This is a genomic window from Pengzhenrongella phosphoraccumulans, from assembly GCF_045689905.1.
Taxonomy (GTDB): Bacteria; Actinomycetota; Actinomycetes; order Actinomycetales; family Cellulomonadaceae; genus Pengzhenrongella; species Pengzhenrongella phosphoraccumulans.
The window spans coordinates 2,365,190-2,385,906 of the sequence record NZ_CP144210.1 but is presented as its reverse complement, the minus strand read 5'-3'; the positions used below and the strand labels follow the sequence as shown (position 1 = coordinate 2,385,906).

Genomic DNA, 20,717 nt, shown 5'->3' with positions numbered 1-20,717 from the left:
CCCTTTTGTCTGAGAGCGCTCTATAGTCGGTCGAGGAGAGGACACCATCCATGAGCGCAGGAGCACCGAGCAGGCTTCCGACCCTGGAGACCGTGGCCGCCGAGGCCGGCGTGTCTCGCGCGACGGTCTCGCGCGTCGTCAATCACATGGCGAACGTGTCCCCGGCGGTTCGCGAGCAGGTGGAAGCCGCCGTCGCCCGCCTGGCGTACGTGCCCAACCGCGCCGCCCGGAGCCTCGTGACCCGCCGGACCGGGTCGGTGGCGGTCGTGCTCCGCGAGCCCGTCGACTTCGGCGTCGGGGACCCGTACCTGGCCAGCCTCGTCGTTGCGGCCGGCCACGCCCTGCTCGGCACCGGGACCCACATGGTCGTCCTGATGGCTCCTGCCGACGACCAGGACGCGTGGTTCGGCAACTTCCTGCGCTCGGGGGTGGCCGACGGCGTCCTGCTGCTCTCGACCCACGACGGGGACCCCCTACCCCAGGAGCTGGTCCGCGCGCGCATCCCGCTGGTGGTTGCCGGGCGACTCCCCCGGCGCATGGCCGGCACGACAGTGGTGGACGTCGACAACGTCGCGGGCGGGCGCGCCGCCGCGGATCGCCTGCTCTCCACCGGGCGCACGCGGGTGGGCGCCATCGCCGGCCCACCCGACATGCCGGCCGCGACCGACCGGCTCTCCGGGTTCCGCGACGCCCTGGCCGCAGCCAGCCGTCCGACCGACATCCTGGCGTACGGAGACTGGACCCGAGCGTCCGGGGAGCGCGCCGCCGCCGAGCTGCTCGCGCGCGAACCCGAGCTCGACGGCCTGTTCGTCGCCAACGACACCATGGCAATCGGAGCCATCCGGGCCCTGCACCGCGCCGGGCGGCGCATCCCGGACGACGTCGGTGTGATCGGCTTCGACGACATCGACATCGCGGCCGACACCGACCCGCCTCTGACCACCATCCGGCAGCCGGCCGCGGAGATGGCGCGCACGATGATCGACCTGCTGCTGCGCCGGATCACAGGCGAGGACGTGCCCGACGTCGTCACGCTCGCGACCGAGCTCATCGTCCGCAGCTCGGGCTGACCGCTCCGGGGGGCCGATCTCCCGAGCTGCCTTCCGAACGCGTGAGAACGCTTCCACCCCACCCCTTGCTTTATGCTGCGCCGCGGGCCTCTGGTCTGAGAGCGCTCTCACGGCCGCCAACGACGGTCGGCCCCAGAGCGCGGATGCCGTGCCGCACCGACGCAGCGCGGACTCAACAGGGCCGCCGCAGCGCCGACCGGTCAGCGACTTCTCTCGGCAGACCTCCGGCCCTCGCCGCAACCCAACGGTTGCCCACGACGAGCCTCGCGCCGAACCACGCGAGGCTCCAGCCCGGCCCGAGGAATCGAATGTTCTCCCACAGCGCCTCGTACCCCCACAGCCGTGACCGGCCCCGGCCTCACGCCTCCTCATCAGCGGAGTCAGGGCACCGGACACCGCCGCAAGATCTCTACTCCCGCTGTTCGAGGTAGGTCTCAGCGACGTCGGCGGGCGCGTGGACCAACCACGCCTCCTCGAGCGCCTCGCGCAGGTCTGCCTCGTCGGCGGTCTCCAGGTGCCGCAGGACGGCGGGGTAGTTGTCCAAGTGCGGGATCGTGAACAGGTGTTGGGGGTGTGCCTGCAGAAGGGCTTCCTTGTCCTCGAGCCCGTCCGTAACGAGCGCGAGGACCGGCCCCTGGGGCACGGGGTCCCCCGCGAACCGCCTGATGTCGGCCTTGGTGAACGGCCGCTCCCACGCAAAGACCTTGCCTGCGACGGCCCAGGCCGTGTGGCCGTACCGTTCGCCTTCAGTGACGCCCGGGAGCGCTGCCGCGAGCCGTTGGACATCCTCGAGAACCGACATCCCAGGAGGCTAGCCACTGCCGCTGGCGAAGGTAAGACCCGGGTCGGCTCGAAGCGGTCGACGACGTCGCCCTCGACCACCGCATCCTTGGCCTGCCTCGGGGCTGATCAGGACCGCCGCGGGACGGCCGTTGCGCACCGGTGGCTTACGTCTCGCTCGACTGCGGGTCGTCGCCAGTCGGGGGCACTTGCGATCGGGAGGTGGGCTAAGAGAGGCTCGACGACGGCGGGCTCGCGCCGTCATCGCCCGAACCTGGAGGAACAGATGAACCCGGCATCGTCTCCCGCCCCCGACCCGTACCTGCTGGTCACGACCCGCAGCCGGTTGCACGGCATCGCCGAGGGACTGCTGGCCGGGCCCCAACGGCGCGCCGGCGGCGGGCTCGCGCTGCGCATCACCCCGGGCGGCTTCGCCACGACCGGTGAGCCTGCCCTCCGACTCGAGGGCACCGACCTGGTGGTCGGCGAGCGCCGACGGGTCGCGGTCGCCGGGACGTTCGAGGTCCTGGCCGACTCGATCGGCGTCGAGTTCGGCGCCCCGGCGGGCGAGTATCCCGATGGCAGCAACGAGAGCCCGGCCGACGACGCCGCGCTCGACCCGGCGTCGGCCCGGCTGATCGAGGACTGGTTCCTCCTCGCGGACGCGGCCCTGCGGGTGATGGCGAGCGAGGTCACGCCGATCCTGTGGCCCGAGCACTTCGACGTGGCGATCCTGCTGGACGACACGTCCTACGGCGCCTCGCCCGGGGACGCGCTCCACGCCACGCCGTACGCGTATGTGAGCATTGCCGAGCACGGCGACTCGGAGTTCTGGAACGCGCCGTTCGGCGCGGTCCGGGACCACACCGAGCTGGCCACCATCGACGACCTGGTGACGTTCTGGCGGACCGGTCAGGCCCTGCTCACCGCCGGAGGCTAGTCCTCGTCGGTGACAGTCAGCGTGACCTCGATGTTTCCCCGGGTCGCGTTCGAGTACGGGCAGACCTGGTGCGCCTGCTCGGTCAGGGCGAGCGCCTCGGCGCGGGGCAGGTGCGGCAGCGAGACCTCGAGCGTGACTGCCAGCTCGAACCCACCGGTCGCGTTCGGGCCGATCGCGACCCTCGCCCCGACGGCGGAGTCGGCGACGTTCGCGCCGGCTGCGCGTGCCACGAGCTGGAGCGCGGAGTGGAAGCACGCGGCGTAGCCGGCCGCGAAAAGCTGCTCCGGGTTCGCGCCGTCGCCGCTGCCGCCCATCTCCTTCGGGACGGCCAGGTCGAGGTCGACACGGCCGTCGGTCGAGCGGGTGTGGCCGTTGCGGCCTTCGCCGGTGGCGAGGGCTTCGGCGGTGTACAGGATCTTCACGAGAGGGTCTCTTCACTGTGGTGGGGGTCGTGCAAGGTGTCACGCACTCGCGTCAGGGTGACGCGCAGCTGCTCGAGCTCGGGACCGGACAGTCCGGTCGCGAGCGCGAGCCGGGCGGGGATGTCGCAGGACCGTTCACGCAGGGCAGCCCCGGCGGGGGTCAGGTGGACCTGCACGCGACGCTCATCGGTACTCAGCCGGCGCCGCTCGATCAGACCGAGCGCCTCGAGACGCTTGAGCAGCGGGGACAGCGTGCCGGTGTCGAGCTCGAGGACCGCACCGAGCTCGCGGACCCCGCGGCCGTCGCGCTCCCAGAGCACCATCAGGGCGAGGTACTGCGGGTACGTCACGCCGAGGTCGGCGAGCAGCGGCCGGTACGCGGCGGTGATCGCCCGCGACGCGGAGTACAGCGCGAAGCAGACCTGTCGGTCCAGCGTGTTGTCGTCGTCGGGCATGACCAAACAGTAGCCCACAACTAAGTTGTGCACAACCGATCTAGCTCGTCAGGGCCGCTGCCCGCACGCGAGGACCGCCGACGTCGGGAGATGCAGCAGCCCGTCGGTCGCGGCCAGACGCTGACGGCGACCCACCCGCCCAGGCACGCGACCCGGGCCAGCTCCGCGGCGCCGGCGGCCGGGTCCCCGACGTTGTTGAGGACGAAGTTCGCGACGACGTCGTCGTAGGTGGTGATGGTGATCCCCCGCGCCCTTCCCGTCCCCGTTGCGCAGAATCCACGCCGGACCCTGACTGCTTGGTCGGGGCGGCGGGGGGCGCGGGCGGTCCGGACGGGAAACAATGCGGGGGTGCTCCACCTTCGGATCTCCGTCCCCGCCGCCCTCAGCGACCCGGTCGTCGCGGTGCTGACCGAGAGTCCCGCGGTAAGCAGCCTTTCCCTGATTCGCGGCGCCTCGGTCCGGCCCGCCGGTGACCTCATCCAGGCGGACGTGGCTCGGGAGGCCGCCGACGGCGTGATCGAGCAGCTCCGGGCCTTCGGCGTCCACCACGAGGGGACCCTGCAGGTCGTGCCGGTGCACACCTGGGTCTCGCAGGCGGGCTACGACGCCGAGCGGCTGGCGCCGGGCAGCAGCTCCGACTCGGTGGTGTGGGCGGAAGTCACCCAACAGGCGTACGGCGACTCGGAGCTGACCTGGACCTACCTCTCCTTCATGTGCCTGGCCACCTTGATCGCCGCGATCGCGATCGTCCTGGACTCGCAGATCCTGGTGATCGGGGCGATGGTGCTCGGCCCCGAGTTCGGGGCGGTGGCCGCGCTCGGGATCGCGCTCGTCCGCCGTCGGCGACGCCTCTTCCAGCTGGCGACCCGGACGCTGCTGACCGGGTTCGCGCTGGCCATCGGCTTCACGTGCGCCGCCTCGCTGCTGGCGCGCGCGCTCGGCTGGGTGACGATCAGCGACCTGACCGGGCCGCGGCCGGGGACGTCGTTCATCTACACGCCCGACAAGTGGTCGTTCATCGTCGCGCTCATCGCGGCCGCCGCCGGGGTCCTGTCCCTGACCTCGGCACGGATCGGCGGCCTGTCCGGCGTGTTCATCTCCGTGACCACCGTCCCGGCTGCGGGCAACGTCGCGCTCGGGCTCGCCTTCGGGCTGCGGGAGGAGATCTGGGGCAGCTCGCTCCAGCTCCTACTCAACCTCACGGGGATGGCTCTCGCCGGCTGGGCGACGCTGCTCGTCCAGCAGGCCGTCTGGTCAAGGGTCTCGGCAGGCCGGTCTCGATGGGGGGCCCGCGTCCGGCGGAGGTGACCGGCCCGGACCCACCACGCGGTGCGGCGGTAACCTGGGTCTGCGGGAGGCTCGGCCGTCTCCGTCGAGAACGGAAGCGGGAGCGGACCACATGGGCGAGGCAGACACGCACGACACCGGGACGCCGCACGGCACGGCGCCGCGGACCCGCACGACGACCGGCGAGCGCAAGCGCGAGCAGATCCTTGACGCGTCCGTGCAGGTGTTCGGCACCGGCGGCGCGTCCGCCGTCACCCACCGCGCGGTCGCGAAGGTGGCGCACGTGCCCCTGGGGTCGACGACGTACTACTTCACCGACCGCGACGACCTGCTGCTGCAGACCATGGCGCACGCGCGCTCGGCCGAGGCGATCCGGCTCGCGGCGATCGTCGACGCGCTGGACGGGGTGCTCTCGGTCGAGCGCTCCGTCGAGGTCCTCACCGAGATGTTCTTCGACAAGACCGTCGCGGACCCGCTGTACGACCTCGCCCTGTTCGAGATGTTCATGGAGGCGACCCGGAACATCACCGTGCGCAACGAGGCGCGCGAGTGGTCGACCATGATCGGCGTCCTCGTCGATCGGGTGCTGCCCCCGAGCGACCCTGCGGTGCCCCGCGCGATCGTCGTCCAGATCGTCGCGTGCCTGGTCGACGGCCTCATGCTCGAGGCCGTCTCCAACGGAGAGCTGACCGTCGCCGATCTCGCGGAGCGGTTGCTCGTCGTCGTCGAACGGCTCTGCCTGCCGCAGTAGCGCGAGCGCGAACCGCACCCGCGGCCCCAGCCCCCTGCCCGACGCCGGGTGAATTTCCCCCGGCTGAACTCGGTCCACCAGGCGTGGCGCTGCCCGCCAGCAGGCCTGATCTGCGGCCCCGAACCGGCGGGTTCGCGCCCGTCGACCGGCTCGGGACGTTGGTCCTGAGGCACCCCCTCCCACAGATGTACTTTTGTACAACATCGAAGGTTGTACGTTTGTACAAGTCCGGGAGATCCGGCCTCTGCGCGGCGCTCGACCACCTCGAACCAGCGGTATGCCAAGCAAAGGAGCAGCAATGACCGTGCAGACCGACAGGCCTCCGACGCCAGACCGGACGAGCGGTCGTCCGACCTTCCGGATGTTCGACATGGTGCTGTTCTCGGTGGCCGCGATGCTGCTCCTGTCGCAGCTGACCGTGACGGCCGCCGTCGGGCCGACGGCGATCTTCTGGACCGTCGTGATCATCATCGCGTTCTTCGTCCCCTACGGCCTCGTCACGAGCGAGCTCGGCTCGGCCTACCCCGACGCGGGCGGCATCTACGCCTGGGTCGTGCGCGCGTTCGGCAACCGCTGGGGCAGCCGCGTGTCCTGGTGGTACTGGCTGAACGTGGGCCTGTGGGTCCCCAGCGTCTACCTGATGTTCTCGGGCGCGATCTCGTCGATGTTCTTCGGCGGCGAGCTGAACTTCTGGATCCAGGTGGCCATCACGGTCACGTTGATCTGGATCAACTACTGGGTCAACGTCCGCAGCCTGAAGACCGGCACCTGGGTCTCCAACCTCGGGGCCGGCATCACGATCGCCGTCATCATCGCCCTCGCCATCGCCGGCGGGATCTACACCGCGGCGCACGGTTCGGCGACCACCTGGTCCATGAGCACCGTCATCCCGACCGACGCGCTGCCGGCGTTCATCGCCGCCCTGCCGATCGTCATCTACAACTTCCTCGGCTTCGAGCTGATGAGCTCGGCCTCGACCCAGATGGCCAACCCGCAGCGCGACGTGCCCAAGACGATCGCCATCGCCGGTGTCCTCATCGGCGGGTTCTACCTTTTGGGCACCATCGGCATGCAGCTCATCTTCCCGGCCGACGAGATCTCCCAGACCACCGGCCTGGTCGACGCCCTGCGCCGCGGCTTCGGCGACTCGGGCGTGGCCAGCACCGTCGTGACGATCCTCGGCATCGGCGCGCTGTTCTGCTTCTTCGCGAGCCTCGTGCCGTGGACCATCGGCGCGAACATCGCCGCCGCCGAGGCCGCCCAGCAGGGCGACCTGCCCAAGGTCTTCGCCAAGGTCCACCCCACGCGCGGCACCCCGGTGGGCGCGGCGATGCTCTGCTCGATCGTCGGGACCGTCTTCACCGTCGGGTACGCCGGCCTGTTCTCGCTGACCGGCGGCGCGATCGACGACCTGTTCTGGAACCTGTTCGCGTTCTCCTCGGTCATCTTCCTGCTGCCGTACATCGTGATGATGCTCGCGTTCGGCAAGCTGCGGCGCATCGATGCCAACCGACCGCGGCCGTACCGCGTCCCGGGCGGCGCCGCGATGACGTGGCTCATCACCTGGATCCCGGCCGCCCTGCTGGCCGCCTCCGCGGTGTTTTTCGTCTGGAACCCGTACGACTACTCCCTCGCGGTGACCGGGTCGATCGTCATCGGCCTCGTCGTGACGGTCGGCTTCCAGGAGTACTTCTGCGCCCGGTCGCCCGAGTGGACCCGCCTACGGGCCCTCGAGCGCGGCGAGGACCCCGAGACCACCAGCCAGTTCGCCGACGCCCACCTCTGACCGATCCGAAAGGTTGTCTCATGTCCCACACCCTCGATTCCACCCCCGCGGCCGACGGCTACCGGATGCCGGCGGAATGGGCGCACCACACCGGCTGCTGGCTCATCTGGCCCGAGCGCCCGGACAACTGGCGCCTGGGCGGCAAGCCGGCGCAGGCCGTTTTCGCCGCCGTCGCGACGGCGATCGCGCAGACCGAGCCCGTGACGGTCGCCGTCTCAGCCCGGCAGTTCGACAACGCCCGCAGCGAGCTCGGCGACGACGTCCGGGTCGTCGAGATGTCCAACGACGACTCCTGGATCCGCGACTGCGGCCCGACGTTCGTCGTGAACGACGCCGGCGACGTGCGCGGGGTCGACTGGGACTTCAACGCCTGGGGCGGCCTCGTCGACGGGCTGTACTTCCCGTGGGCGGCCGACGACGCCGTGGCCCGCAAGGTCCTCGAGATCGAGGGCCTGGACCGGTACAAGGCGCCGTTCGTGCTCGAGGGCGGCTCGATCGACGTCGACGGCGAGGGGACCCTGCTGGTGACGGAGGAGTGCCTGCTGTCCGCGGGGCGCAACCCGGACCTGACGAAGCAGGACCTCGAGCAGCTGCTGCGCGACCACCTCGGCGTCACGGTGATCATCTGGCTGCCGTTCGGCGTCTACCTCGACGAGACGAACGGCCACGTCGACAACTTCTGCCGGTTCACCGAGCCCGGCAAGGTCATGCTGACCTGGACCGACGACGTGACCGACCCGCAGTACGAGCGCTCCGCGGCCGCCCTGAAGGTCCTCGAGAACACGGTGGACGCCCGCGGGCGCACGCTCGAGGTCGTCAAGCTCCACCAGCCCGGACCGATCTTCATCACCGACGACGAGTCCCGCGGCGTCGACTCCATCGCTGGCACGCTGCCGCGCGAGGCAGGCGACCGCCTCGCCGGGTCGTACGTGAACTCCTACATCGGCAACGACGTCGTCGTGCTCCCGCTCTTCGACGACCCGCACGACGACGCGGCGATCGCGGCCTACGCGGACCTGTTCGCGCCGCGCCGGATCGTCACCGTCCCGGGCCGGGAGATCCTGCTCGGCGGCGGCAACGTGCACTGCATCACGCAGCAGCAGCCCTCCGGCCGCTAACCCACCCCACACATCCGGTCGGGTCGCCGCATCGGCGACCCGGCCCGGCCCCGCCATGCCCGGGGGCCGACCGCATCGACCTCTCGAAGGAGACGATCATGACCGCACGCAACTTCATCGACACCCAGGACCTCACCAAGCCGGAGATCCTCGACATCGTCCACCTCGGGCTCACGCTCAAGAAGTGCGTCGAGGTCGGGTACTTCCCGCCGCTGCTGCACGGCCGCACGCTCGGGATGATCTTCGAGCAGTCCTCGACCCGCACGCGGGTCTCGTTCGAGACCGCCATGTCCCAGCTCGGCGGGCACGCGCAGTACCTGGCCCCCGGGCAGATCCAGCTCGGCGGGCACGAGTCCATCGAGGACACCGCGCGGGTGCTGTCGCGCCTGGTCGACGTCGTCATGGCGCGGGTCGCGCGGCACGCCACAGTCGTCGACCTGGCCGAGTTCGCCACGATCCCGGTGCTCAACGGCATGTCGGACTACAACCACCCGACGCAGGAGATCGGCGACCTCATCACGATGGTCGAGCACCTGCCGGTCGGCAAGAAGCTCGAGGACTGCAAGGTCGTCTTCGTCGGGGACGCCACCCAGGTGTGCGCCTCGCTGATGATGATCACCACCAAGATGGGCATGGAGTTCGTCCAGTTCGGCCCGGAAGCCTTCCAGCTCCGCGAGCAGATGCAGGACATCGGGCGCGCGAACTGCGTCGTGTCGGGCGGCAGCATGTTCGTCACCGACGACGCGCACAAGGCCCTGGAGGGCGCCGACTTCGTCTACACCGACGTCTGGTACGGGGACTACGAGGCCGAGCTCGGCGAAGAGGCGCGCCTGGCCGCGTTCATGCCGAAGTACCAGGTGAACACCGCCCTCATGGCCCTGGCCAACCCGGGCGCGAAGTTCATGCACTGCCTGCCCGCCACGCGCGGCGAGGAGGTCACTGACGAGGTCCTCGACGCGGACTTCTCGGTCGCGCTCGACGAGGCCGGCAACCGGCTCACCGCGCAGCGCGCGCTGCTCGTGTACTTCCTGCGCCCCGAGGTCGCCAACCCGATCAAGGTCGACGCGGTCAAGGCGGAGCTCGGGAACCTGCTCGCCGGAATCCTGTGAGGGCCGGAACCCGGTAAGGAAGGAAGCGGATGTCACGCATCGTCATCGCCCTCGGCGGCAACGCCCTGGGCACCACCGCGGCGGAGCAGCGCGCCTGCATCGACGCGGCCACCCCGTCGCTCGTCGGGCTGATCGCCCTGGGGCACGAGATCATCGTGTCCCACGGCAACGGCCCGCAGGTCGGCGCGATCAGCCTCGCGTTCGAGATCGCGTCCCAGCACACGGATCGGGTCGCGGCCCTGGACCTGCCCGAGTGCACGGCCATGAGCCAGGGGTACATCGGCTACCACCTGCAGCAGGGCATCGCCAAGGAGCTGCGACGGGTCGGCATGCCCTGGCACGTCGCCTCCGTCGTGACCCAGGTGGAGGTGGCGGCCGACGACCCGGCGTTCGCGCACCCGACCAAGCCGATCGGCAGCTTCTACGACGAGCCGACCGCGCGTGAGCTCATGGCGAGCCGGCCGGGCGTCGTCATGGTCGAGGACTCCGGGCGCGGGTGGCGGACGGTCGTTGCGTCGCCCCGCCCGGTCGACATCGTCGAGCGGGCCTCGATCCTCAACCTGCTCGACCACGAGTTCATCGTGGTCGCGTGCGGCGGGGGTGGGATCCCCGTGGTCCGGGACGACGCCGGCGAGCTCCACGGGGTGGCCGCGGTCATCGACAAGGACTTCGCGTCGGCGAAGCTCGCCGAGGTGGTCGGGGCGGACGTGCTGTTCATCCTCACCGCAGTCGACCGGGTGGCGATCGACTTCGGCACCCCGCAGCAGCGGGACCTGGAACGGCTCGACCTCGCCACCGCGCAGGGCTACATCGACGACGACCAGTTCGGTGCCGGGTCGATGCTGCCCAAGATCCAGGCCGCGATGGAGTTCGTCGCGAGTGGCCCCGGACGCACGGCTGTGATCTGCTCGTTGGAGAAGGCCCCGCTCGCGATGAGCGGTCAGAGCGGGACCGTCATCCACGGCTAGCTCTCGACGCGGGCCGTTGATCCCCTGGTCAACGGCCCGCCGAGCGTCTCGGTACCAGCGAGCGGCTCAGCGTCAGCGGGCAAACCGGGTCAGCGCGCCTCGCGCCCGAGCCAGGCCAGCGCCCCGCGCGCCGCGACCACCCCGGTGCTGAACGACGCCTGCAGCAGGTAGCCGCCGGTCGGCGCCTCCCAGTCGAGCATCTCCCCGGCGACGAACGTGCCGGGCAGCGCGCCCAGCATCAGCGACTCGTCGACCTGGGACCACGCGATGCCACCCGCTGTCGAGATCGCCCGCGCGATCGGCATCGTCGCGGTCACCACCACCGGCACGGCCTTGACCAGCTCGGCCGTCTCGGCCGCGTCGCTCGGCAGGGCGCCGCCGAACGCCTCGCGCACCAGCGCGATCGCGACGGGGTCGAGCCCGATCGCGCGGCGCAGCCAGTTCGAGCCGGAGTCCTTCGGCCGGCGGTGCCGCAACCGGTCGGCAAGCGTGTCGACGGTGAGGTCGGGGCGCAGGTCGACCTCGAGGACGCACGGCTGGTCGCCGTCGAGGGCGTCGCGGATCGCGGCGCCGATCGCGTACACGGGCCCACCCTCCAGCCCGGTCCGGGTGACCATGACGTCGCCGCGCACCGGGACCCGATGGCCGCGGACCGTCAGGCCCACGTTCTTCAGCGGCGTCCCGGCGAACCGGTCCGCGAACAGGTCGGTCCACCCGACCCGCACCCCGACGTTCGCGGGCCGCAAGGGCGTCACCGCCACCCCGGCGTCGCGGAACGGGTCCACCCAACTGGCGTCGGACCCGAGCCGCGGCCACGACGCGCCGCCGAGCGCGAAGACCACTACATCGCTGGTGACCTCGGTCACCGCGCCGTCGGCACCCGTGAAGAGCAGCCCGCCGTCCGGATCCGCCCAGCCAGTCCACCGGCGCCGCGTCTCGATCTGCACGCCGAGCTCGGCGAGGCGTGCCAACCACGCGCGGAGCAACGGGGTCGCCCGGAACGCGCGCGGGAACACCCGACCGCTCGACCCGACGAACGTCGGCTCGCCCAGCCCCGCGCACCAGTCGCGCAGGTCCTGCGGGCCGAACACCGCGAGCATCGGCGCGAGCCGGTCGGCGGACTCGCCGAACCGAGCGAGCATGCGGTCGCGGTCCTCGGAATGGGTGATGTTCAGCCCGCCGTGACCTGCCAGGAGGAACTTGCGGCCCACGGCGGGCATGTGCTCGTGCACCGTGACCGCCACGCCGGCGCGGGCCAGCACCTCGGCGGCGATCAGCCCGGCGGGGCCACCGCCGATCACGCTCGCCGTGCGCATCAGTCGTTCCGAACGAAAGGAGCGCTTCGGATCGGCATCAACCGAACGTAACCCACGCGGGACGCCGCACCCAACCACGCCGGGTGCCGTGGTTCCGCCGCGAGCGCTAGCCCCCGCTCTCCCCTACCGTTCACCCATGCTGACGCAGCGCGACCTGGTCCTGGCCGACGGCCGCACCGTGCGGTGCTACGACACCGGCGACGGCACTGACGGCGACGGCGCGGCGCCCGGTGGCCTCACCGTGCTCTGGCACCACGGCTCCCCGCAGACCGGCGCCCCGCTCGCCCCGCTCCTGTCGGCCGCCGCGGCGCGGGGCATCCGGCTGGTGTCCTACGCCCGGCCGAGCTACGGCGGGTCGAGTCCGAGGCCGGGCCGCGACGTCGCCTCGGCGGCCACCGACGTCGAGTGCATCGTCGACGCCCTGGGGGTCGACCGGTTCGCGGTGATGGGCGCGTCCGGCGGCGGGCCGCACGCGCTCGCGTGCGGGGCGCTGCTCCCCGGGCGCGTCACCGGGGTCGTCTGCCTGGCCGGGCTCGCGCCGCTCACCGCGGACTTCGACTGGTGGGCAGGCATGGCCGACGACGGCGGCCTGCGCGCGGCCCTCGACGGCCGCGCGGCCCGCGAGCGCCACGAGGCGACCGCCGAGTTCGACGAGGCCATCTTCATCCCGGCCGACTGGTCCGCCCTGCGGGGCGCCTGGGCCTCGCTGGACGCCGACGTCGCGCGGGCGAACGCCGTCGGCCCCGACGGGTTGATCGACGACGACGTCGCGTTCGTCACCCCGTGGGGGTTCGAGCTGACCGCGCTGGTCGCCCCGGTCCTGCTCGTGCAGGGCGGTCAGGACCGGATCGTCCCGGCCGCCCACGCCGACTGGCTGCTGCACCACTGCCCGGGCGCCGAGCTCTGGTTGCGGCCCGCCGACGGCCACCTCTCCGTGCTCGACGCCTGCCCGGCTGCCCTGGACTGGCTCACTCGATAGTCCGACTGGCTCACACCGCCGTGAGCACCAGCACGAGGGCCTGGCCGGGGAGCAGCACGGGCATCGTCAGCCCGGCGCGCGTGAGCACCGCGCCCGTCGTCACGAAGCCAGCGGCGCGCGCGAGGGCCATCCAGCCCGGCTCGGCGGCCTGCAGCATCCGCGGCGCGGGGATCCCCGCGGGTAGCACCACCCGGTAGCGCCGGGCCGGGTCGAGCCCGGGCAGCGGGCGGATCCCGGGGCGGGTCGAGCTCCCGGTCGTGAGCTGCACGAAGGCGAACACCGCCGCGGCGCCGTCGGCGGCCACCACCCCGTGCAGCCGCTCCCCCGGTTCGTCGACGTCGGCCCGCACCACGTCGCCGCTGTGCAGCAGCGGCCGCAGCGACTTGTGCAGCGCGATCCAGGCGCGCAGCTGGTCGAGCTCCGTTCGGTCGCACGTCGTGATGTCCCACTCGAGACCGGCGTGCCCGAACAGCGCTGTGGCGCACCGCATCGCCAGGTCGACGTGCCGGTGCGTGGTGTGCGCGACCGGCGGGCCGACGTGCGTGCCCATGAGCTCCGGGGGCAGCAGCAGCGTCGTCCAGAGCTGGATGTCGGTGCGTTCGAGCGCGTCGTTGCAGTCCGAGGTCCACACCCGGTGGGTGCGGGCGAGGATGCCGAGGTCCACCCGGGCGCCACCGCTCGCGCAGCTCTCGATCTCCAGGCCGGGGTGCCGGGCCAGCAGCTCGTCCAGCAGCGCGTACACGGCCGCCGTCTGCCGGTGGATCGCGGGGCGCCCGTCGCTGACCGCCTCGTGCAGGTCGCGGTTGTGGTCCCACTTGAGGAAGTCGATGCCGTTCTCGGTCACCAGGGCGTCCAGGCGCGCGAGCAGGTGCGCCCATGCGTCGGGGTTCGTCAGGTCGAGCGAGAGCTGGCGCCGCCAGGGCCGGACGTCGAGCGGACCCAGGACCCAGTCGGGGTGCGCCCGCACCAGGTCGGAGTCGGGGTTCACCATCTCCGGCTCCACCCACAGGCCGACCTGCATGCCGAGCCCGCGCACGGTGTCGAACAGCGGCGCGAGCCCGTCGGGCCACTGCTCGTCGCTCACGGTCCAGTCCCCCAGGCCGCGGGTGTCGTCGCGCCGGCCACCGAACCACCCGTCGTCGAGCACGAAGCGCTCGACGCCGATCGACGCCGCGGTCCGGGCCAGGGCGCTCAGGCGGTCGAGGTCGTGGTCGAAGTAGACGGCCTCCCAGGTGTTCAGCACCACCGGGCGCGGCGCGCTCGGGTACGCCGGGCGGGCCCGCTGGTACCGGTGCAGGCGGCCCGACAGGCCGTCCAGCCCGTCCGCCGAGTAGACGAAGAACACGAGCGGGGCGGTGTGGGCCTCGCCCGGCGCCAGCCGCACCTCGGCCGGCCCGAGCAGCTCGCCGCCGCCCAGCACGCTGCCGTGCCGACCGGCTCCCTCGGGCAGCCGCTCGACGAGGTGGACGTGGTTGCCGCTCCACGCCACGTGGGTGGCCCACACCTCGCCGCGGCGAAACCCGAAGCCGGCCGTGCCCGCAGTCAGCAGCAGCGTCGCGTCGTGCCCGGTGCGGCCACGCCGGCTCGCGCGCAGGTGCGTGCCGTGCTGGACGTCGAAGCGCTGCGGCGAACGCTCCCGGATCCAGCGACCGGTGAGGTCCAGGCCCGCCACGGCGCGCTCGGGCAGCGGGAACAGCTGGTGCAACGCGAGGAGGTCCAGCTCGTCGGCGCCGGTGTTGACGACGCTGACCTGCTGGGTGAGCACCCCGAACACGTCGAGGTCCAACCGCAGGCGCACCTGCACGCCCGCCGCCGCATCATCGGCGAGCACGCTGAGCCCGTTGCCGTCCACGGTCACCGGCTCGACCAGCCGCAGCCGCAGCGGACCGCCCCGGCCGGCGCGGGCGACCTCCAGCCCCGGTGTCCCCGCCCAGCCGTCGCCCTCCGCGGGCAGCAGCGTCAGCGGACCGGCCTCGTCGAGCGCGCTGTGCGTCACGGCCGGGTCCGTCGCCAGGTCGAGGGAATCGACGTCGGGCCCGAGATCGGTGCCCCAGTGCAGGACGCGCGGCAGCAGCGGGCCCGCGACGTCCAGGACGAGCGCCACGCCCGCCGCTCGGAGGGTGACGACGACGGGGGTGGCACGGAGCACGACGGGAAGCCTCCAGGGCGCAGGGGTGGGACAGGTAAGGATCCCAGCCCGGGGCCGGACAGGTGACGCGCACCGCCGGGGGTAGGTTGACCGCGCGTCGGCGACCACTCGTCGGTGCCGACGAAGGGAACCGAACCGTGCGTCCCGCAGGCCGTGTCGCCGCGCTCGCCGCGCTCGCCAGGGTCGTCACCGGCGTCGTCGCCGGGCTCACCGCGCTGCTCGCGCTCGTGCTCGCCGCGCCGATGCTCCTCCAGGGCGTCCCGATCCCGCTGGGCGTGCTGCTCGTGGCCCTCGGCGCGACGCCGGGAGCGCTCCTGCTCTCGGCCGCCCCGGAGCGTCGCCGCCCGGTCGGCCTCGTGCTCGTCGTCGCCGGGCTGATGCTCGCCCTCGGGGGCCTGGCCGCCGGGTCCCGGTGGGGCTTTCTCCCGCTCCCGGTGGCCATGCTCACGTGGCGCCTGCTCGCCACCGCGGCGCAGAGCCTCGCACCGCTCGGGCTGGTCGCCACCGGGGCGGCGCTCGCGCTTGCCGGCGCAGGGCTGCTGGCCCGACGGCGGGGCGTCGTGATCGTGGCGGTCCTGCTGGCGTTCGGCACGACCGGGTACTTCGCGGGCAGCACGCTCGCGCTGTCCAACGTGCTCGGCCTGGCCGCCGCCGGCTGGCGGGATGCGCAGGCCCTGGCCGTCTCGATCGTCCTTGCGGTCGTGGCCGTGCTGCTCGCGGTCGCCCTGGTCCGGCTCGTCGCGCCGCGCCGGTCGCCGGGCTGGCCGTCCCTCGTGCGGGTCGCGCGGGTCCGCGAGCGCGGGGGGCACCGGCGCGTGCGGGTCGTGGCCGGCGCGGGCCTCGCGCTCGGGGCGGCGGCCGGGGTCGCGTTCGCCGCCTGGTCCACGTGGGCGCCGGGAACTGTCCTCAGCGACGTCATCACGGACCCGGCCCTCGCCGCGTGCGTGGCCGAGGCGATGGACGAGCCGGGGCCCGAGGCGACGGTGTCGAGCATCAGCTTCGAGCGGGTGCTGAGCCTGTCGTGCAACGGCGACCTGGCGCCCGGCATGGCCCGCATCCGCAGCCTCAACGGTGTCGCCAAGCTCACCCACCTGGCGACCCTCGACCTGTCGAGCAACGAGGTCAGCGACCTGACCCCGCTGACCGGCATGCCGAAGCTCGGGAGCCTCAAGCTCACCCACAACCTCGTCACCGACCTCACCCCGCTGGCGGGGCTCCCCGTGCTGACCGACCTGGGGCTCACGGACAACGCCGTCAGCGACGTCGGCCCGCTCGCGCAGGTGCCGACGCTGCGCTATCTGGGGCTGGCCCGGAACCAGATCGGCGACCTCGGCCCCCTGGCCGGCCTGACCGGGCTGGTCGAGCTCGACGTGAGCGAGAACCAGGTCGCCGACGTCGAGGCCCTGGCCGCCCTCACCCAGCTCGACCGCCTCACGCTCAGCGGGAACACGATCGTCGACCCGTCCGTGCTGGGGGCGCTGCCCTACCTCACCATGCTCGACATCGCCCGGAACCGGATCGCCGACGCGGGCACGTTCGTCGGCTTCGGGTCGCTCACCGAGCTGTGGGTGGGTGGCAACGTCTTCACCGACGTGTCGCCGCTCGCGCAGCTGCCTGCACTCATGGGGGTGGACGTCGAGGACACGGACTCCGCGACGAGGACCGGCGTCGACGTGCTCGAGGCGCACGGCATCTACGTCGGCGGCCGGGCGTAGGTCGCGGGGGGTAGCGTCGGCAGCGGCTTGGTCCATGGGGGGCGAGGCGGCTGGATCGAGACCAGGAGAACACGTGACGAGCGAGCGCACACCCGACACTGCCCACCAGGACGACGACCACCAGAACAGCGACCACCAGCAGCGCGGCGGCCCGTCGCGGCGCACCGTGATGACCGGCGCGATGGTCGGCATCCTCGCCGGCGCCGGTTTCACCGCCACTCCCGCGGCGGCGGAGACCGGCCACGGAGGCAAGCCCGGCCCGTCGACGTCCCGACTGACGGTGATGGGCACCACCGACCTGCACGGCAGCGCCCTGAACTGGGACTACTTCAAGGACGCCGAGTACGACGACGCCAAGCACAACGACATCGGGCTGGCGAAGGTCGCCACCCTCGTGGCAGCGGTCCGGCACGAGCGCGGTCGCCGTCGGACCCTGATGATCGATGCCGGCGACACCCTGCAGGGCACGCCGCTCGCGTACTACTTCGCCAAGATCGAGCCGGTCGGTAGGCACACGCGGCACCCGATGGCCGCGGCCATGAACCAGATCGGCTACGACGCGGCGGCGCTGGGCAACCACGAGTTCAACTACGGCCTGGACGTGCTGAACGCCTTCGCCAAGCAGCTGGACTTCCCGCTGCTCGGCGCCAACGCGATCGACGACGCGACCGGCCGGCCGGCCTTCAAGCCGTACATCCTCAAGAAGGTGGACCTCGGCCAGCATCGCCCCGTCGTCGTCGGCATCCTCGGCCTGACCAACCCGGGCATCGCGATCTGGGACCGGGCGAACGTCGAGGGCAAGCTGAGCTTCCCCGGGCTGGTCGAGCAGGCCGCGATCTGGGTGCCGAAGATGCGCGCGGCGGGAGCGGACGTCGTCGTCATCGCGGCCCACTCGGGGGCCGACACGTCCTCGTCGTACGGGGACGCGCTGCCGTGGCCGGAGAACGCCTCGACGCTCGTGGCCCAGCAGGTGCCCGGCATCGACGCGATCCTCGTGGGGCACGCGCACGCGGAGATCGCCGAGCGCTGGGTGACCAACACGGCGACCGGGCAGCAGGTCCTGCTCACCGAGCCGCTCAAGTGGGGCATGCGGCTGAGCCTGATCGAGCTCGACCTCGCCTGGGCCCGCGGCCGCTGGAGCGTGGCGACCGCGCACGCGCAGGTCCTCAACGCGAACACCGTGCCGGAGGACGCCGTCGTAGCCGGCATCCTGCGGGCCGACCACGAGAAGGTCCGCACCTACGTCAACGGCGTCATCGGCTCGTGCACCGCGGCCATGTCGGCGTCGACGGCGCGGTTCGAGGACGCCGCGGCGCTCGACTTCATCAACCTCGTCCAGGCGCAAACCGTCAAGGCCGCGCTCGTCGGCACGCCCGACGCCGCCCTGCCCGTGCTGTCGATCGCGGCGCCCTTCAACCCCGACGCGGCGATCCCCGCCGGTCAGGTGTCGGTGCGCGACGTGGCCGGGCTGTACATCTACGACAACACGCTGCTCGGCGTCACGATGACCGGCGCGGGCGTCAAGGAGTACCTCGAGAAGTCCGCGGAGTACTTCAAGCCCCAGACGACCACGGGTCCGTTCGCGGCGGCCGACGTGTGCAACGCGGTGACCCCGACCGCCCCGAACGGCACCCCGGACTACAACTACGACGTGATGGCCGGGCTCGACGCGCGCCTCGGCTACGACATCGACCTCGCGAACCCGACCGGGTCGCGGATCGTGGGGCTGTCCTACGCCGGCGCGCCGATCGATCCGGCGGCCACGTTCGTCGTGGCGATCAACAACTACCGCCAGGGCGGGGGCGGGAACTTCCCGCACACCAAGGACGCGCCCGTGGTCTACAACCGGCAGGTCGAGATCCGCCAGCTGCTCATCGACTGGGTGACCGCGCAGGGGGTCGTCGACCCGACGACGTTCTTCACCGTCGACTGGCAGCTCGTGGCCGGCGGCGCGCCGATCGTCGTCACCGGCGGGGTCAGCCCCGGGCGGCACTGACCGCTCGCGGGGGCGTGCGGCAGAATTGTCCGGTGCAGCCCCGAGACGATTCCTCCACCGCCCCCGCGACCGACTTCCCCGAGATCGCCGCCACGGCGCTCCCGCCCGGCTGGGCCGCGCTCACCCCGCTGCCCGACGGCGCGGCGGAGCTGCATGCGTTGCTGCAGCGCCACGAGGTGGTCGCGCACGGAAAGGCCTCGACGCCGCTCGCAGCCGTCGAGGCCGAGCTCAGCGAGGTGGGCCTGCGCAACCGTCGGCACCTGCTGCTCCGCGATGCGCCGGGGACCGCGCGCGCCTGGGCCTCGATCTACGACCGGGCCGCCGGTCGCGTGCTCGTCTCCGTCACCGTGGACCCGAGCGTGGACCCGGGCACGGCCGACCAGGTCGCGGGCGCGCTGTTCGACTGGGCCCTGCGCGCCGCGCGGGACCTCGCGTTCGACCGCGGGCTCGAGGTCACCCAGATCGACAGCGGCGCCTACGACGACGACGCGCGGCAGCAGCGCTGGCTCGCGGACACCGGCTTCCTGCAGGTGCGGACGTGGCTGCAGATGAGCCGCCCGGTCACCCCGGCGGACGCGGACCTGGCGGCCCAGCTCGCGCTCGACCCGAGCGTCGTCGTGCGTCGGGTCCGCCAGGAGAGCGACGGCCAGCCCGACCACCTCGACGTCGTCACGGTCCACGACGTGCTCGAGGAGGCGTTCACCGACCACTTCAACTACCACCCGGAGACGTTCGACGAGTTCAGCCTGCGGCTGCGCGAGGACCCCGGGCACCGCTGGGACCACTGGTGGATCGCCGAGCTCGTCGACGACCCCGCCGCGGCCCCGCGCACCGCCGGCGTGCTCGTCGGGACCGCCTCCCCGGGCGGGGACGGCGCGGCCGAGGGCAGCTACGTCGCGTACCTCGGGGTGCTACGGTCCGCGCGCGGGCGCGGTGTCGCGCGGTCGCTGCTCACGGCCGTCATCGTCGACGCCGCCGAGCGCGGCCGCGATCGCGTGGGGCTCGAGGTCGACGCCGACTCCCCCACCGGCGCCGTCGACCTGTACACCTCGACGGGCTTCCGCACGTCGTACATCACCCAGTCCTGGCACCGCGACCTGCCGGTCGGCGCCCCTGGTGGCGAGATCGGCCGGGTGGCGGCGCCCGGGGACGAGGACCAACCGCCGCGCTGAGCGATCGCTCCGATGCTCGGGCAGCCGGGGTGACACGGTGCACAGAATCCCTGCGGGGCTCGCCCCGCTGTGGCTTACTGGAGCAAGTCGGGCACGACACACGCCCGGTCTGCCCGGCACCGCATCTCACTGAGGAGACGGTCATGCACGACAAGCGTTGGGACGAGATCAGCCCGGACGAGTGCACGAGTCTCCTGCGCCAGAGCCGGCTCGGCCGGCTCGCCCTCGTCGACGGCGACCTGCCGGTGATCCTGCCCGTCAACTTCGACGTGCACGACGGCGAGGTCGTCTTCCGCACGAACGCCGGCAGCAAGCTGGACGCTGCCATCCGGCACGCGCCGGCCGCCTTCGAGGTCGACGGGGTCAACCTGCGCGACCAGACCGGGTGGAGCGTGCTGATCCGCGGACACCTGCACGAGGTGACGGACCCGGAGGAGATCCTCGAGCTCGAGGAGCTCGCCGTGGAGCCGTGGGCGCCCGGGAGCAGGCCGCACTACGTCCGCGTGGTGCCCGCCGAGATGACCGGCCGCCGCATCGTCGTGCCGGCGCTGCCGTCCGAGTACTGGGGCTGACCGACCCGTAGCACCACGCAGAGCCGCCGTTGCGCTACGATTTTCGTAGACCGTGGGAGCGCTCCTACGGTCGTGCCAGACCCTAGGTTTGACCCACATACCCTGTCGATCGCACCGGGCGCCGCACAGTCG

18 protein-coding genes are annotated in these 20,717 nt (G+C 72.3%); 13 read left to right on the top strand and 5 right to left on the bottom strand.

Translation table 11 applies throughout. From position 1 onward, the window contains the following. The first annotated feature begins 50 nt into the window (after positions 1-50). Positions 51-1,070, top strand: a complete 1,020-nt coding sequence (locus VTA80_RS10945) for a LacI family DNA-binding transcriptional regulator (protein WP_407345531.1) — start codon at positions 51-53, stop codon at positions 1,068-1,070. Between the two features lie 409 nt (positions 1,071-1,479). Here VTA80_RS10945 and VTA80_RS10940 read toward each other — a convergent pair whose 3' ends face one another. Beyond that, entirely contained in the window at positions 1,480-1,872 is a 393-nt protein-coding gene (locus tag VTA80_RS10940; protein WP_407345530.1) for an MmcQ/YjbR family DNA-binding protein, read from the bottom strand. A gap of 264 nt (positions 1,873-2,136) precedes the next feature. Between VTA80_RS10940 and VTA80_RS10935 the strand changes: the two genes are divergently transcribed. Continuing rightward, the gene (locus VTA80_RS10935) at positions 2,137-2,790 is read left to right on the top strand and encodes a hypothetical protein (protein ID WP_407345529.1); all 654 of its coding nucleotides are present in this window, start codon (positions 2,137-2,139) and stop codon (positions 2,788-2,790) included. Here the strand turns inward: VTA80_RS10935 and VTA80_RS10930 are convergent. Both VTA80_RS10930 and VTA80_RS10925 read right to left on the bottom strand, forming a co-directional pair. Continuing rightward, positions 2,787-3,212: an organic hydroperoxide resistance protein gene (locus VTA80_RS10930; protein WP_407345528.1), complete on the bottom strand. Its 426-nt coding sequence runs from the start codon at positions 3,210-3,212 to the stop codon at positions 2,787-2,789. The genes VTA80_RS10935 and VTA80_RS10930 overlap by 4 nt on opposite strands. Next, a complete protein-coding gene (locus tag VTA80_RS10925; RefSeq protein WP_407345527.1) occupies positions 3,209-3,667 on the bottom strand; it encodes a MarR family winged helix-turn-helix transcriptional regulator in 459 nt (152 codons plus the stop codon). The genes VTA80_RS10930 and VTA80_RS10925 overlap by 4 nt, the downstream gene beginning before the upstream one ends. Before the next feature lie 348 nt (positions 3,668-4,015). Here VTA80_RS10925 and VTA80_RS10920 point away from each other — a divergent pair, with 348 nt between their 5' ends. The 6 genes from VTA80_RS10920 (at position 4,016) to arcC (ending at position 10,686) form a co-directional block, all read left to right on the top strand. Further along, positions 4,016-4,975, top strand: coding sequence for a DUF389 domain-containing protein (locus tag VTA80_RS10920; protein ID WP_407345526.1), 960 nt, complete (start codon positions 4,016-4,018; stop codon positions 4,973-4,975). A gap of 91 nt (positions 4,976-5,066) precedes the next feature. Next, positions 5,067-5,705 carry a TetR/AcrR family transcriptional regulator gene (locus tag VTA80_RS10915; RefSeq protein WP_407345525.1) on the top strand — a complete coding sequence of 213 codons (639 nt, stop codon included), beginning with the start codon at positions 5,067-5,069 and terminating at the stop codon, positions 5,703-5,705. A gap of 298 nt (positions 5,706-6,003) precedes the next feature. Next, entirely contained in the window at positions 6,004-7,491 is a 1,488-nt protein-coding gene (locus tag VTA80_RS10910; RefSeq protein WP_407345524.1) for an APC family permease, read from the top strand. Between the two features lie 20 nt (positions 7,492-7,511). After that, positions 7,512-8,609 carry an agmatine deiminase gene (aguA, locus tag VTA80_RS10905; RefSeq protein WP_407345523.1) on the top strand — a complete coding sequence of 366 codons (1,098 nt, stop codon included), beginning with the start codon at positions 7,512-7,514 and terminating at the stop codon, positions 8,607-8,609. A gap of 98 nt (positions 8,610-8,707) precedes the next feature. Next, a complete protein-coding gene (gene ptcA / locus VTA80_RS10900) occupies positions 8,708-9,718 on the top strand; it encodes a putrescine carbamoyltransferase (protein ID WP_407345522.1) in 1,011 nt (336 codons plus the stop codon). Positions 9,719-9,747: 29 nt separating this feature from the next. Beyond that, complete coding sequence (gene arcC / locus VTA80_RS10895) at positions 9,748-10,686, top strand: carbamate kinase (protein WP_407345521.1); 939 nt, start codon at positions 9,748-9,750, stop codon at positions 10,684-10,686. Positions 10,687-10,775: 89 nt separating this feature from the next. Here arcC and VTA80_RS10890 read toward each other — a convergent pair whose 3' ends face one another. Then, the gene (locus VTA80_RS10890; protein ID WP_407345520.1) at positions 10,776-12,002 is read right to left on the bottom strand and encodes an NAD(P)/FAD-dependent oxidoreductase; all 1,227 of its coding nucleotides are present in this window, start codon (positions 12,000-12,002) and stop codon (positions 10,776-10,778) included. A 136-nt stretch (positions 12,003-12,138) separates the two neighbouring features. On the opposite strand from VTA80_RS10890, the gene VTA80_RS10885 reads away from it, so the two are divergent. Beyond that, entirely contained in the window at positions 12,139-12,981 is an 843-nt protein-coding gene (locus tag VTA80_RS10885; protein ID WP_407345519.1) for an alpha/beta fold hydrolase, read from the top strand. Between the two features lie 10 nt (positions 12,982-12,991). On the opposite strand, the gene VTA80_RS10880 is transcribed toward VTA80_RS10885, so the two are convergent. Next, positions 12,992-15,130, bottom strand: coding sequence for an alpha-galactosidase (locus VTA80_RS10880; protein ID WP_407345518.1), 2,139 nt, complete (start codon positions 15,128-15,130; stop codon positions 12,992-12,994). Positions 15,131-15,267: 137 nt separating this feature from the next. Here VTA80_RS10880 and VTA80_RS10875 point away from each other — a divergent pair, with 137 nt between their 5' ends. The 4 genes from VTA80_RS10875 to VTA80_RS10860 all read left to right on the top strand — a co-directional run bounded on the left by VTA80_RS10875 (position 15,268) and on the right by VTA80_RS10860 (position 20,585). Then, a complete protein-coding gene (locus VTA80_RS10875; protein WP_407345517.1) occupies positions 15,268-16,845 on the top strand; it encodes a leucine-rich repeat domain-containing protein in 1,578 nt (525 codons plus the stop codon). Positions 16,846-16,918: 73 nt separating this feature from the next. Continuing rightward, on the top strand, positions 16,919-18,841 hold the full coding sequence (locus tag VTA80_RS10870; RefSeq protein WP_407345516.1) for a bifunctional metallophosphatase/5'-nucleotidase: 1,923 nt from the start codon (positions 16,919-16,921) through the stop codon (positions 18,839-18,841). Positions 18,842-18,873: 32 nt separating this feature from the next. Then, on the top strand, positions 18,874-20,013 hold the full coding sequence (locus VTA80_RS10865; RefSeq protein WP_407345515.1) for a GNAT family N-acetyltransferase: 1,140 nt from the start codon (positions 18,874-18,876) through the stop codon (positions 20,011-20,013). A 143-nt stretch (positions 20,014-20,156) separates the two neighbouring features. Next, positions 20,157-20,585, top strand: a complete 429-nt coding sequence (locus VTA80_RS10860; protein ID WP_407345514.1) for a pyridoxamine 5'-phosphate oxidase family protein — start codon at positions 20,157-20,159, stop codon at positions 20,583-20,585. Positions 20,586-20,717 lie beyond the last annotated feature (132 nt).

Excerpts from the sequence above, each read along its gene's own strand:
- VTA80_RS10945 (WP_407345531.1), top strand. The coding sequence starts at position 51 with ATGAGCGCAGGAGCACCGAGCAGGCTTCCGACCCTGGAGACCGTGGCC.
- VTA80_RS10940 (WP_407345530.1), bottom strand. The coding sequence starts at position 1,872 with ATGTCGGTTCTCGAGGATGTCCAACGGCTCGCGGCAGCGCTCCCGGGC.
- VTA80_RS10935 (WP_407345529.1), top strand. The coding sequence starts at position 2,137 with ATGAACCCGGCATCGTCTCCCGCCCCCGACCCGTACCTGCTGGTCACG.
- VTA80_RS10925 (WP_407345527.1), bottom strand. The coding sequence starts at position 3,667 with ATGCCCGACGACGACAACACGCTGGACCGACAGGTCTGCTTCGCGCTG.
- VTA80_RS10915 (WP_407345525.1), top strand. The coding sequence starts at position 5,067 with ATGGGCGAGGCAGACACGCACGACACCGGGACGCCGCACGGCACGGCG.
- VTA80_RS10910 (WP_407345524.1), top strand. The coding sequence starts at position 6,004 with ATGACCGTGCAGACCGACAGGCCTCCGACGCCAGACCGGACGAGCGGT.
- aguA (WP_407345523.1), top strand. The coding sequence starts at position 7,512 with ATGTCCCACACCCTCGATTCCACCCCCGCGGCCGACGGCTACCGGATG.
- ptcA (WP_407345522.1), top strand. The coding sequence starts at position 8,708 with ATGACCGCACGCAACTTCATCGACACCCAGGACCTCACCAAGCCGGAG.
- arcC (WP_407345521.1), top strand. The coding sequence starts at position 9,748 with ATGTCACGCATCGTCATCGCCCTCGGCGGCAACGCCCTGGGCACCACC.
- VTA80_RS10890 (WP_407345520.1), bottom strand. The coding sequence starts at position 12,002 with ATGCGCACGGCGAGCGTGATCGGCGGTGGCCCCGCCGGGCTGATCGCC.
- VTA80_RS10885 (WP_407345519.1), top strand. The coding sequence starts at position 12,139 with ATGCTGACGCAGCGCGACCTGGTCCTGGCCGACGGCCGCACCGTGCGG.
- VTA80_RS10860 (WP_407345514.1), top strand. The coding sequence starts at position 20,157 with ATGCACGACAAGCGTTGGGACGAGATCAGCCCGGACGAGTGCACGAGT.